Raw genomic sequence first — 12,916 nt, 5'->3', positions numbered from 1 at the left:
AGGAGCATTCGAAATGTCTTGGGACTTCTCCACCGAACCGGAATTTCAGCAGAAAATCGACTGGGTCCGCGACTTCGTCCGCGAGGAGGTCGAACCCCTCGAGGTGCTGTTCCCGGGCTGCGAGTTCCTGCCGCTGAACGACGAGCGCCGCCGGATCGTCGATCCGCTCAAGCAGCAGGTTCGCGACCGAGGCTTGTGGGCACCGCATCTGGGTCCCGAACTGGGCGGCCAGGGCTTCGGCGCGGTCAAGCTGACGCTGATCAACGAGATTCTGGGGCGCAGCCCGTGGGCGCCAATCGTGTTCGGCACGCAGGCGCCCGACACCGGCAACGCCGAGATCATCGCCCGCTTCGGAACGCAGGAGCAGAAGGACCGCTACCTCGCCGGGCTGCTGTCCGGGGAGATCTTCTCGTGTTTTTCGATGACGGAGCCGCAGGGCGGCGCCGACCCGCGGGTCTTCCGGACGCGCGCCTTCCGCGACGGCGACGACTGGGTGATCACCGGGCGAAAGTACTTCTCCTCCAACGCCTCCGTCGCCTCGTTCTTCATCGTCGTCGCGATCACCGACCCGGACGTACCCGTCCACCGCGGCGCCTCGACGTTCCTGGTGCCCGCCGGTACCGACGGGTTGACCATCGAGGCCACCCACCACCTGGTCGGCGCGCTGCCGCACGAACCCGGGCATTCCCTGGTGCACTACGAGGGCGTCCGGGTGCCGTCGGACGCACTGTTGGGTGAGCCCGGCCAAGGCTTCATGATCTTGCAGACCCGGCTGGCCGGCGGGCGGCTGCACCACGCGATGCGGTCGATCGGGGTGGCCCAGCGCGCGGTGGAGATGATGGCGCGCCGCGCGAAAAGCCGTTTCACGCAGGGCAGCTCGCTCGCCGACAAGCAGCTGGTGCAGGCGTTCATCGCCGACTCCTACACCGAGCTGATGCCGTTCCGGCTGGCGGTGCTGCACGCGGCGTGGCTGATCGACACCGCCGGGGAGCATGCCGCCCGCGCCGAGATCGGCGCCTGCAAGATCCTGGCGTCGCAGGTGCTCAAATCGATCGGGCTGCGCGCTATCCAGGTGCACGGCGCGCTGGGCACCACCGACCAGCTGCCGCTGGTCAACGTGCTGCTCGGCGGGGTGGCGCTCGGCCTGGCCGACGGGCCGACGGAGGCGCACAAGGTCAACCTGGCCCGGCTGCTGCTGAAACACTACGAGGCCGAAGACGCCGAGTGGCCGAGCGAACTGCTGGACATCCGCCGGGAGGCCGCACGCACCAAGTACGGCGACCTCGTCAACCATGTTCCGGCGCTGCCCGATTCGCCGTGAGCAGCAGGGTGAGCGCGGCGGTCGAGCGAGCGCTCGACGACCGCCAGCGTGAGGCTACCGAAGAGGTGGAGCGCATCCTCGCCGCCGCGGTCCGCGTCATGGAACGCGTCGCGCCGCAACCGCCACGGGTGAGCGACATCGTCGCCGAGGCCGGTTCGTCGAACAAGGCCTTCTACCGGTACTTCGCCGGCAAGGACGATCTCATCCTGGCCGTCATGGAACGTGGCGTGGCCATCGTCGTGTCCTACCTCGAGCATCAGATGGCCAAGGAACGGGAGCCGCGCGACCAGATCGCCCGCTGGATCGAGGGCACGCTTGCACAAGTGGCCGATCCGCACCTGAGCAGCCTGAGCCGGGCGGCCGCCGGGCAGATGTCGGCCGGCGCGAATTCGCGCGCGGCGGATCAGGAGATGATGCGCCCGCTGCGCGACCTGCTCGTCGAACCCGTTGCGGCGCTGGGAAGTAGCGATGTCGCGCGCGACGTCGAGGCCGTGTTCAGTTGCACCGCCGCTAACATGCGCCGATACGTGGGGTCGGCCGACCGGCCCAAGCCCGACGACATCGCACACCTGGTGGGCTTTTGCCTACGCGGTCTGGGGGTTGGTTGATGCGCGCCGTTGTCTGCCGTTCGTACGGCACCCCGGAAGACCTGGTTCTCGAGGACGTCGACGACCCCGTCCCGGCGCCGGGACAGCTGCTGGTGCGGGTCCACGCGGCCGCGGTCAACTTTCCCGACGTGCTGTTCATCGCCGGCAAGTACCAGGTGAAGATTCCGCCGCCGTTCATACCGGGCAACGAGATCGCCGGCGAGGTGATCGCCGCCGGCACCGGCGCCCCCTTCGAGCCGGGGCAGCGGGTTTCGGGAACCACCTTCGGCGCGTTCGCCGAACTGGCGCTGCTGGACGCGAGCCAGGCGGCGCTCGTGCCCGACGACGCCGACTTCGCGTCGGCCGCCGCCTTCGGCGTGACCTACCGCACCGCGTACCACGCGTTGCGATCGACTGCCGCAGTGGCACAAGGTGATTGGGTCGTGGTGCTGGGCGCCGCCGGCGGTGTCGGGCTGGCCGCGGTCGACCTGGCCGTCGCCATGAAGGCGCGGGTGCTGGCGGCCGCCTCGAGCCCGGAAAAGCTCGCGCTGTGCCGGCAACGCGGTGCCGAGGCGACCGTCGACTACGACCGCGAAGACTTGAAGTCGCGCATCCGCGAGCTCACCGGCGACGCCGCCCGCGTGATCATCGACCCGGTCGGTGGGCCTTATGCTGAGCCGGCGCTGCGTGGGCTGGCGCGCGGCGGCACCTTCGTCACCCTGGGCTATGCCGCCGGCACGATACCGGCCATTCCGCTCAACCTCGTTCTGCTCAAAGACATCTGCGTGCGCGGCATGGAGATCCGGACCTTCATGACCGACCATCCCGACGACGCCGTCCGCGACCTGCGCGAATTGTCGGAGATGTTCGCCGCGGGCACGGTCCGGCCCTATATCGGCGCGCGCTTCCCGTTGACCGAAACCGCCGCGGCGCTGCGACATGTGGCCGACCGGAAGGTGTTGGGCAAGGTTGTCATCGAATTGTCCCGGCCAAACTGACGAGCACGCGGTCATGAAATCCCAGCCCGGTATCAGCCGGCGTTGATAGCAGTCGTCACTTCTGCGGCCTGATCATGGAGTCCTGCATGCTCTCGACTAGCGCTTCATACCCGTTAGTCGACGCAGATGAGTTTTGATCGCACGGTCTGCTTTCGCATCGTCCACCGAACCATCGCTGGCCGAGGCTGCCAGGCACCGGTAAGCGAAGGCGCGGGAGAATGGCCGCCTGACCGTCTCCGGATCGTCGTTTCTGATATCCGGGCCGCAGAGTTTGAATTCGCATCTGCCGTCACGCTGGCAGGCGCTCTTGGTCGACCTGCGTGCCCCGGCAGCTGTCGAGAGGCACGGCGGCAACTCGGACTTTGTCAGTCCGAGCTGACGCGCCCAACGTCCGTTTTGCTCGTCATCGGTTCCGATGCCCAACTTTTCTCGTGCACCGCTGAAGTTCAAAAGCATTGCGAACGAGGCGAGGATCAGCGCGGCATCGTGTCCTAACTCTCCACCCGCCTCGGACAGGGCTTCGATGTCGTCCGCCCAGACATATTCGCTGACCTTTACCTGCGTGTCAGGCTGCGTGAATTGGTTGAGGGGACCGGTCAGCAACCGCGCGTAACGCTTGACCAGCGGATGCTCACTAGGGTCGTTTTCTCGGTCTTCGCATTCGTGCAAGATGCATTTGGCCAGCTTGGGTTTCAGCGCGCAGGCCACAAAACGACCCTGCAGCGCTATTAGTCGTGAAGCCCAGGAGCGGCCCCCAAGCAGTAACGTCCGCAATGGGTCCATCACGCGGTCAGGCACAGGGGTGCCTTCCGCGAAGCACAAAAAGCAGGCATCCTTGAATCCTTCTGCCAGCGAGATTTCCAAGCCGGGATCCGGCGGCGACGCACCGTGCGATTCCAAGACGTCGTCGGGCGGGACCGCGAGCGCGGTCAACTTCTCTAACAGAGACACGGCGCAGGGTTCGCCCGGGGCCGTTACCACGACGCTTGGCAGAACCCAGCACAACGACCCGAGAAAGTTTACCTGCCCCCGCTCATCGAGTGGTCGCCCTGAGGCGGTCATGGATTCACCCAATACGTCCCCTTGTGGGACGAGTTGCCGCCATGCCGACCCGAGCGCGTTCCAGCTCTCCAGTCCGTTGTAACCGAGCACGCGACAAATTGAGCGGCGCAGCATGTGCGGGCTCTTCGCATACTCCTCATCAACAACACGCGACCATAAGAACGGCGCCGTACTCGATATCTGGTTGGACGCGATCTGGTTGACGAATTCACAGCGGTGCTGTAAGTCGGATGCGTCCCAGGCTGGGCTAAGCCATCCCACGTCATGCCCCACCTCCAATACACCGTCAGCCAGAATCGCGCCGAACGCGAGGTTGCATATCGTGAGTACCCGGGCTCGTGCCGACTTGTGTCCCGCCATCCTGTTCAAAGCCGCGGACCAACGGGCTAGCCGCTCCGCGGGATCGGCATCAGCGTCGACCGTGCGCTGATAGATCTCAGCGGCCACGCAGAGGTCAGTCCTCTTGGCTGACAAGACATACTGTTCCCTCTGTTTGGCGAGCCACCAGCCGATCGCGATTTCTCCGATTCCCGGATCGATGAAGCCAATCATCGTCTTGCCGTCGATGTGCCAGCGCCTCAAAACTTTTCGCTCCTCGAGACGCTCGACCGCCAGCACGACGTCGAATAGGCCGTCGTTTCTGACATCCGCGTAAAGGTCAAGCAAGTCAGCGACCTCGCCCCCGCTGATCAGAAGACGCGCGATGAGGAGACGAAGGATCCTGACCTCACAGTCGCTCGGCGCGCCAATACCGGCACCGGGCAGCGCTGTCGTGAGTAGGGCACAGCCGAAGTGCACCACGCCGTTTTCGATCAACCGCTCGGTCGCACCCTTGATTTGCGCCCTGCTGGGATCCGAAAAAATGATGTCACGTTGCAAACCACTGCGCTGCAGCGCCATGGCCGCTTTGCGCACCATCGGCTCATCAGCACCGCCGGTGGCGTCGGGTTCGAAATCGATATCGACATATTCCACGGGTGTGATGGAGACTCGTTCGTACGGTCCATCCTCGGATAGCGAGGCCGGGTTGATCACCGCGATGAAGGGATAACCCGAGGAAGCCAGCTCATCTGCTCGGCGCCGCAACAGGGACCGCGTCTGTTCATGCCCCCCGATCTGCGGAGCGCTGTCAAGCCTCTTGATAACGACCGCGATCTTCCGACGGGCGGCTAACCTTTTCAACGTCCGCTCAAACGACACGTTGGAAATACCCGCGCGACGCAACAGTCCCTCAAACTCACGACTCACGGCGGTGCGGAAGTCCCCGCTAACCAATTCTGGCGGAATGACGAGCGCCACGATCTCGGCTGCAACGAGCTGATGAAGCAGATCCGCGATAAATGACTCCCCCGCGTCAACGGTCGGTGCATCCAGAAAAACAGAGCCCGCTTGCCGGTCATCCTGCAGTCGGGCCACAATCGCACGGGCCTGGTTTGGCCGCTTTCCCGTTAGGCGGCCCAACGGCTTCAGTGTCGCGGATTGGTAAGCGTTCAACCGGCGAAACACATCAAACCGTGTGAGACCTATGAAAAGGGCCAGCGCCGCAACGGCGACGATGGCGGCGGCCAGCACATTGAGCAAGACGTTCTCGACCGTAGAGACAAGGCCCGATTCCGCAACCGACCACCAAAAACCTGCCAGCAGGAGCGCGGCCACGAACGAGATCGCCGCGCGTCGCTGCCAATCCAGTCGAGTGCTGGCGATGGCGGCCCGAAGTCGATCGCCAGGCATCAGCCATGACCGCGGCCGACGGCGCGCCCGAGTGCGCTCAAAAAGGGGCACGGCACCAAATGCCAATCGTCGCCATCGGTGGCTTCCGGTGGACCGTCCTCGTTTTTCAGCAGTTCGCCTTGGCAAGCCACACCCCCGTCGATCTGTAGGCGGCCGGTCGGCGAACCGTCTTGCCGAGCAAAGGCCACCTTTGTGTAAGGCCGCCGCAACATCCTGCTAGGGGTCGCCTTGGCGGCGCGAATCAGCAGCAGCGCGCAATTCGCTAAACCGGTTATGCCCTCTCGTCGTAGGCTTCAATCGGGGAAAGGTCGCACGGGCGTGTAGGGAGGAACACCGATGCCGCGCCACACGAAAACAGACAAGCCGTCAACGTCAACCAGGAGCACACGAGCCGGCCAGCTCCCGGCGTCTCTGACGGATCAGCTTGACACCAGGGTGGAATTCGCGCGCCGTGCGGCCGTTGCTGCGTCTAAAGCCGCGCAGCACACGATCGTATTGGCGTTGTTGGCCGTGTTCGACCAAGACGAATTTGCTGACCGCCCGACATATCCTGCTGTGAACAAAGACTCCGCTCATCCGGGCGACCCGGCCATACCGCTGGACCTGTACGCGCGGGACGCCGCAATTGGCTCATTGCGCCACGAGCTCGCCCGGAATTTGGGAGTCAACGAGGATAAACTGACCTTCTGCGGTGAAGAGGCGTCAGCGACCACCATCCTGCTGGAGAACGACCGCTATCTTCTTCGACTGGACGCCCTGGACGGGACCAGTAACTCTGTAGCGTTCTGGACGGGATACTCCTCGGTGGTCTGCATTGACCAGGTGCGCAGGGCAGAGTGGGGTCTCCGGGCACACCACCTTGCCGGGGCGATCGCAACGCCGCAAGGCATCATCAGCTGGACGAACAACAGCAGGTTCGATCACACACTGCGCGCTTACCCGCTAGTCCAAGGCCACGTATTTTTCGAATACCCCCAATATATGGCGGAAAGGAAAGTGCACAAGCGGACGTGGTCTCGCTCGGCGGACGTCATCGCTGCCGTGGCCCACACCGAGGAGCGTTACAAGCAGGTTCTCGAGGTCGCGAAGGAACGCGGGATTGGCACGTTTCGCAGGTTCTACACCGCCGGCGGCACTCCGTTGGCCCCTGCGTTGGTGGGTGGCGAAGTCGGGGCACTCATCGAACCTCGTAACGTCACGCTGCATGACTCAGCGCTTTTGATACCCCACCAACTGCTTGGCGGCGTCACTACCGATCTCACGGGTGAGCCGATGAATTATCTGGCACTGTATGAAGCCAACGGTCTCGAACTCAACCCAAACTACAAACCGGTCCCTGGCTACATCGCGTGGGGAGGACTCCACTAGTGAGCGACGTCAGCGAGGCGCCGTGACAGACATCGGAAAGGTGAGCATCGTACATGTGGGTGCGCATCCCGATGATGAAGCCGTAGGCTGCCCGGCGGCTCTGATGGCGCTTCGCCAGCAAGGCTTTCGCGTGACCAACGTCGTGGCCTCCCTTGGTACTGCGAAGGCCGACAGGTCGAGAAGAAGAGCAGAAGCGGTGGCAGCCGGCGAGTTCGCCGGGTTCCGTGTTGTCGTATTGGACCACCTCGTCGACGCCGACCCCACCGTGTTAGAGGCCGGAGTCGCGGCCGCGTTGACCGATGTGGCTCGCGAAGTGCGCGGGCCGCTACTGCTGATATCGGCCTCGCCGCACGACAAACATCCGCGACATGAGGCTGTGGGGCGGGCAACCGCCGCGGCGGCGGCCAAGTTCGGCGACGATGCGGTGTGGTGGATGTACGCGATCTGGGGGCCCCTGGCACTGCCGACCGCCTGTCTGCCCTTCGATGCGGAATTGATGGAAGCTGCTCAGAAGCTGGTGTCGTATTATGACGGCGAATGCACCCGCAACGACTACCGCCGGCTGGTACGCGGACGTTCCATGGCGGCCGCCGTTCTCGGTGCCGAGCAGATCTTCGGCTTCGGCAGCGCCAACAGCTTCACCGAAGAGTTCATGGAACTATTCACCGAGACCGGATACCGCCGCGGGCGATGGCTCGCCGGCCGACCTCGCCGCATATGTCCAGCCCAACCTTTTACCGACCTGTCCGACCGCGACATCACCGCCTGGCTTACGTCGCCTAGCGCCAGCAGTCTCGTCGGCTGGTGATCGGCCGGCCTCGGAGAGGGAGCCGGCGAAAGGCCTCACGGCGTGACGATGTCGAAGCTCGGGTCCGGCTGATCCAGCACGCCCAGGAACGCCCGCAGCGCCGCCTGGTCACCGGATATCTGCAGCCCGGCCGAGGCGAAGTCGCCCAACGCCGCCGTCAGTAGCCGGGACTTGCTCTCCAGCTCGACCGTGACGGTCACCGTCGCGGGCTCGGCCGCCGCCTTGCGGTACACGAGCACCCCGTTGCGCAGGGTGAGCCGGTAATTGGCGGCCAGATCGGCGAAGGCGATGTCGATGGCGATGTCGAGATCCCAGCTGCGCGGCCCGTCGACCCGGATGGCGAGGCTGTCGAAGATCTGCTCCGGGGTCAGCTGCGAGAGCATGGTGGGCGAGGCGACCTGAGCGGCGGTGCCGAAGTTCCCCTCACGCAATTCGGTTGCGCCACTGAGGAAGAAGTTGCGCCACGTGGCGTTCTCGGCGCCGTAGGCCAGCTGCTCGAGCGTGTCGGCGCACAGCGCTCGGGCACCGGCATGCCCGCTGTCGGTGAAGATGACGTGATCCAGCAGCGTTGCCGCCCAACGGAAGTCACCGGCGTCGAACGCCTTCTGGGCCAGCTCGACCACCCGGTCGATTCCGCCCATCGCCTCGACGTAACGCGGCGCGAGGGCCTCGGGCGGATGCGGCCACAACCGGGCCGGGTTGCCGTCGAACCAGCCCATGTAGCGCTGGTAGATGGCCTTCACGTTGTGGCTGACCGACCCGTAATACCCGTGGGTGTGCCAGGCCCGCTCGAGCGCCGGCGGCATCTGGAACATCTCCGCGATCTCGACCCCGGTGTAGCCCCGGTTGAGCAGTCGCAGCGTCTGGTCGTGCAGGTAGGCATACATGTCGCGCTGCAGCGACAGGAATTCGACGATGCTCTCCCGTCCCCAGGTCGGCCAGTGATGGGAGGCGAACACCACGTCGGCACGGTCGGCGAAGGTGTCGATCGCCTCGGTGAGGTAGCCGGACCAGGCGTGCGGGTCGCGGACCAGGGCGCCGCGCAGGGTCAGCAGGTTGTGCAGGTTGTGGGTGGCGTTCTCGGCCATGCACAGCGCGCGGAAACGCGGGAAGTAGAAGTGCATTTCGGCGGGCGCCTCGGTGCCCGGCGCCATCTGGAACTCGATCTCCACGCCGTCGATGGTGTGCTTCTCGCCGGTCTCGCGGACATCGACGGTGGGGACGATGATCGCCACCTCACCCGTGGACGGTGCCTGGCCCAGCCCGCACCCCACCTGGTCGCGGGGCCCGCGCGGCAGCAGGGTGCCGTACATGTACGTCGCCCGGCGCGTCATGGCCGGACCGGCGTAGACGTTCTCCCGGACCGCATGCTCGACGAAGCCTTCCGGCGCCAGCACGACCACCGCGCCGGCGTCCACGTCCGCCTGTGAGGTGACGCCCAGCACGCCGCCGAAGTGGTCGACGTGGCTGTGGGTGTAGATGACCGCGACAACGGGACGGTCGCCCCCGCGGTGCCCGCGATACAGCTCCAGCGCCGCCGCCGCGACCTCCGTGGACACCAGTGGGTCGATGACGATGATGCCGGTGTCGGTCTCGACGAACGTGACGTTGGAGATGTCGAGGCCACGGACCTGGTAGATGCCCGGAACCACTTCGTAGAGGCCCTGTTTGGCGGCCAGGGTGGACTGCCGCCAGAGGCTGGGATGCACCGACACCGGGGCCGAACCACCGAGGAACGAGTAGGCGTCGTTGTCCCAGACCACGCGTCCGTCGGCCGCCTTGATGACGCACGGGGACAAGGCGGCGATGAATCCGCGATCGGCGTCATGAAAATCCGTGTCGTCGTGGAATGGCAGTGAGTGCGCGCGATGCGCCGCCTCGATGACTGCGGTGGGGGGTGTGCGTTCCACGCCAATACAGTGCCACCAACACACCATTCCGCGAAGCGTTGTGGCTCATCTTGTCAAGTGACCAACGAAGACGGAAACAATTAACCGGAACCGTGGGTGCTCAGCTGAGTTAACCCGCATACTGCCCCAGACGGCCCTCAATGCCGAGGGTCGCAACTTTCGGGCAAAGGAGAACATGTGAAGCGTGGACTGATGGTCGCGGTGGCTGGAGCGGCAGTTCTGGCCGCCGGTATTTCCGGCTGTTCCAGCAATAAGTCGAGTTCGGGCGGTTCGGGCACCAGCTCCGCGGTGAACACCTCGGCGGGCGCTGCCAGCGGAACAAAGGTCATCATCGACGGCAAGGACCAGAACGTGAGCGGCTCCGTCGTCTGCACCACGGCGGGCGGCAACACCAACATCGCGATCGGTGGCGCAGCGACCGGCATCGCCGCCGTGCTGACCGACGCCAACCCGCCCCAGGTGAAGTCGGTGGGGCTGGGCAACGTCAACGGCGTGACGCTGGGCTACACCTCCGGGACCGGCCAGGGCAACGCCTCCGCCGAGAAGAACGGCAACAGCTACAAGATCACCGGGACGGCCACCGGGGTCGACATGGCCAACCCGATGCAACCGGTGAACAAGCCTTTCGAAATCGACGTCAATTGCTCTAGCTAGCCGAGGACGCGGGCGGTTGCCACCCGTTGAGTGGCAACCGCACCGTGAACTCGGTATGGCCGGGTGAACTGTTCACCGCAATAGTCCCGTTGTGGGCCTTGACGACCGCGGAGACGATCGCCAGGCCCAGCCCGGTGCTCCCGCCCTTTCGGGAACGCGAGGTATCCCCGCGGGCGAACCGCTCGAACACTTCCGACTGAAGCGCCGCCGGGATGCCGGGGCCGTTGTCGATGACCTGCAACACGGTGCCCGCCGGCTCGGTGCTCAACCGGGTGGTCACGACCGTGCCCGCGCCGGTGTGCAGGCGGGCGTTGGCGAGCAGATTGCTCAGCACCTGGTGCAGCCGGGCCGCATCGCCGGTGACGATCACGGGTTCCTCGGGCAGGTCGAGCTCCCACTGATGGTCCGGCCCGGCGACATGCGCGTCGTTGACCGCGTCGACCGCCACCCGGGACAAATCGACCGGCTCGCGTTCCAGCGGCCGGCCGGAGTCGAGCCGGGCGAGCAGTAGCAGGTCCTCGACCAGGCGCGTCATCCGTTCGGTCTCGGAGGCCACCCGGCTCATCGCGTGCTCGACCGCCTCCCGGTCGTCACCCATGCGCTGGGTGAGTTCGGTGTATCCGCGGATAGCGGCCAGCGGCGTGCGCAGTTCGTGACTGGCGTCGGCGACGAACTGGCGGACGCGCGTCTCGCTGGCCTGCCGCGCCGACAGCGCGGCCGCGATGTGGTCGAGCATCCGGTTGAGGGCCGACCCGAGCTGGCCGACCTCGGTGGCGGGGTTGGCGTCGGATTCACGCACCCGGAGCGGGAGCTCGACCTCACCACGATCCAGCGGCAGGTCGGCCACCCGGCTCGCGGTCTGCGCGACGCGGCGCAGCGGTGCGAGCGCCCGCCGGATGATGACGACGCCGGCTATCGTCGCGGCCGCCAGCGCTATCACGGTGACGATGCCGAAGATGATCAGCATCCGGATGAGGGTGGCGTCGACGTTGGCCATGGAGAGCCCGGTGACGATGGTGTCGCCCCCGTTTCGGCTCGGGGCCGCGACCACCCGATATCGGCCGAGGCCGTCCAGGTTCAGGGTGACCGGCGTGCGGCTGTCGGCCATCTGCTCCAGTTGGGCCTGGGCGGTTTGGGTCAGCGCGGCCCGCGCGCCGCTGCTGGTCAGGTAGCCGGCGTCCACCGTTTTGCCATGGTTGACCACCGCGGCCACCATGCCCGCCGGCTGACCGGGGGCGTCCAGGAATCGCGGGCCCGGGCCCGGCCGCGGATTGTAGGAGTGCTCGCGCCGCCATCCCGGACGGTTCGGTTCGGGGTACATCAGCGCCGATCGGAACGACGTGCCGGCGAGTTGCCCGTCGAGCTGCTTCACCAGGTGGTGGTTCAGCGCCAGCTCGGTCACCGCGGTGATGCCGACGCACACGATGGCCAGCACGACGATCTGCCCGACCAGCAACCGCAGCCGCAGGGACCAGGCCCGTCGCGCGCCGGCCAACGGTCGCGACCCGCTGCGCCCGGCTTCGCCGCGCTTGCGATCGCTCCTACCCATCGTTCGCGACCCGCTGCGCCCGGCTTCGCCGCGCTTGCGATCGCTCCTACCCATCGGTCGCGACCCGCTGCGCCCGGCTTCGCCGCGCTTGCGATCGCTCCTAGCGAGCCGGCTTGAGGACATAACCCGCGCCACGCAGCGTGTGGATCATGGGGTCGCGACCGTTGTCGATCTTCTTGCGCAGATAGGAGATGTAGAGCTCGACGATGTTGGACCTGCCGCCGAAGTCGTAGCTCCACACCCGGTCGAGGATCTGGGCCTTGCTCAGCACCCGCTTGGAGTTGCGCATCATGAATCGAAGTAACTCGAACTCGGTAGAGGTCAACGCAATTGGCTCACCGGCCCGGGTGACCTCGTGACTGTCTTCGTCGAGCACCAGATCACCGACCACCAGCTGTGCGCCGCTGTCCACCGTCGTCACTCCGGTGCGTCGCAACAGCGCCCGCAGCCGCAGCACCACCTCTTCGATGCTGAACGGTTTGGTGACGTAGTCGTCACCGCCCGCGGTCAACCCGGCGATGCGGTCTTCCACGGCATCCTTGGCCGTCAACAGGAGCACGGGCAGCTGCGGGGTCTCTTCGCGCAGCTTGTGCAAGACGTCGAGCCCGCTCATATCGGGCAGCATCACATCCAGGACGACCACGTCGGGGCGTTGAGCGCGGGCGGCGGCGATAGCCGACGCTCCGTCGCTCGCGGTGGCGATGTTCCAGCCCTCGTAGCGCAGCGCCATCGACACCATTTCGGCCAGGACCGACTCGTCGTCCACGACCAATACGTTGATCGGATTCCCGTCGGCACGACACATGACCACCCGCTCGACGGAGGATCGGGGTTGTGTCACAAGGTCCAGTATGCGCACGGCGCTGAGCCGCCGCTATGGCTTACCTTTGCGCCCCCTGTGAACGGGATCGCGCGACTGCTGAGCAGT

10 protein-coding genes are annotated in these 12,916 nt (G+C 65.7%); 6 read left to right on the top strand and 4 right to left on the bottom strand.

From position 1 onward, the window contains the following. Positions 1-13 precede the first annotated feature (13 nt). The 3 genes from A5678_RS01865 to A5678_RS01855 are packed head-to-tail and all read left to right on the top strand — an operon-like array spanning position 14 to position 2,906. Entirely contained in the window at positions 14-1,321 is a 1,308-nt protein-coding gene (locus tag A5678_RS01865; protein WP_068037594.1) for an acyl-CoA dehydrogenase family protein, read from the top strand. Then, positions 1,318-1,929, top strand: a complete 612-nt coding sequence (locus tag A5678_RS01860; protein WP_068037591.1) for a TetR/AcrR family transcriptional regulator — start codon at positions 1,318-1,320, stop codon at positions 1,927-1,929. Before A5678_RS01865 ends, A5678_RS01860 begins: the two co-directional genes overlap by 4 nt. Beyond that, positions 1,929-2,906 (top strand): NADPH:quinone oxidoreductase family protein, encoded by a 978-nt coding sequence (locus tag A5678_RS01855; protein WP_068037588.1) that lies wholly within the window; start codon positions 1,929-1,931, stop codon positions 2,904-2,906. Before A5678_RS01860 ends, A5678_RS01855 begins: the two co-directional genes overlap by 1 nt. 96 nt (positions 2,907-3,002) lie before the next feature. Here A5678_RS01855 and A5678_RS01850 read toward each other — a convergent pair whose 3' ends face one another. After that, positions 3,003-5,699: a hypothetical protein gene (locus tag A5678_RS01850; protein ID WP_068037585.1), complete on the bottom strand. Its 2,697-nt coding sequence runs from the start codon at positions 5,697-5,699 to the stop codon at positions 3,003-3,005. Positions 5,700-6,134: 435 nt separating this feature from the next. Here A5678_RS01850 and A5678_RS01845 point away from each other — a divergent pair, with 435 nt between their 5' ends. Continuing rightward, positions 6,135-7,067: a hypothetical protein gene (locus tag A5678_RS01845; protein WP_068037582.1), complete on the top strand. Its 933-nt coding sequence runs from the start codon at positions 6,135-6,137 to the stop codon at positions 7,065-7,067. A 22-nt stretch (positions 7,068-7,089) separates the two neighbouring features. Continuing rightward, positions 7,090-7,875, top strand: a complete 786-nt coding sequence (locus tag A5678_RS01840; RefSeq protein WP_197502008.1) for a PIG-L deacetylase family protein — start codon at positions 7,090-7,092, stop codon at positions 7,873-7,875. A gap of 35 nt (positions 7,876-7,910) precedes the next feature. Here the strand turns inward: A5678_RS01840 and A5678_RS01835 are convergent, their stop codons facing one another. Beyond that, positions 7,911-9,791 carry an alkyl/aryl-sulfatase gene (locus A5678_RS01835; RefSeq protein WP_197502011.1) on the bottom strand — a complete coding sequence of 627 codons (1,881 nt, stop codon included), beginning with the start codon at positions 9,789-9,791 and terminating at the stop codon, positions 7,911-7,913. Positions 9,792-9,962: 171 nt separating this feature from the next. On the opposite strand from A5678_RS01835, the gene A5678_RS01830 reads away from it, so the two are divergent. Next, complete coding sequence (locus A5678_RS01830; protein ID WP_068037573.1) at positions 9,963-10,439, top strand: lipoprotein LpqH; 477 nt, start codon at positions 9,963-9,965, stop codon at positions 10,437-10,439. Here A5678_RS01830 and A5678_RS01825 read toward each other — a convergent pair. Both A5678_RS01825 and A5678_RS01820 read right to left on the bottom strand, forming a co-directional pair. Continuing rightward, positions 10,432-11,934, bottom strand: coding sequence for a cell wall metabolism sensor histidine kinase WalK (locus A5678_RS01825; RefSeq protein WP_068037746.1), 1,503 nt, complete (start codon positions 11,932-11,934; stop codon positions 10,432-10,434). The two genes, A5678_RS01830 and A5678_RS01825, sit on opposite strands and share 8 nt — an antisense overlap. Before the next feature lie 154 nt (positions 11,935-12,088). Beyond that, complete coding sequence (locus A5678_RS01820; protein WP_066954966.1) at positions 12,089-12,793, bottom strand: response regulator transcription factor; 705 nt, start codon at positions 12,791-12,793, stop codon at positions 12,089-12,091. Positions 12,794-12,916: the final 123 nt, after the last annotated feature.

The sequence above is a fragment of the Mycobacterium sp. E2733 genome (genome assembly GCF_001667585.1).
GTDB lineage: Bacteria > Actinomycetota > Actinomycetes > Mycobacteriales > Mycobacteriaceae > Mycobacterium.
The sequence above is the reverse complement of the archived record's forward strand: the minus strand, read 5'-3'. Positions and strand labels throughout refer to the sequence as shown.

Bases quoted from the DNA above. Each gene is read 5' to 3' on its own strand.
- A5678_RS01855 (WP_068037588.1), top strand. From the start codon at position 1,929: ATGCGCGCCGTTGTCTGCCGTTCGTACGGCACCCCGGAAGACCTGGTT.
- A5678_RS01850 (WP_068037585.1), bottom strand. From the start codon at position 5,699: ATGCCTGGCGATCGACTTCGGGCCGCCATCGCCAGCACTCGACTGGAT.
- A5678_RS01865 (WP_068037594.1), top strand. From the start codon at position 14: ATGTCTTGGGACTTCTCCACCGAACCGGAATTTCAGCAGAAAATCGAC.
- A5678_RS01820 (WP_066954966.1), bottom strand. From the start codon at position 12,793: ATGTGTCGTGCCGACGGGAATCCGATCAACGTATTGGTCGTGGACGAC.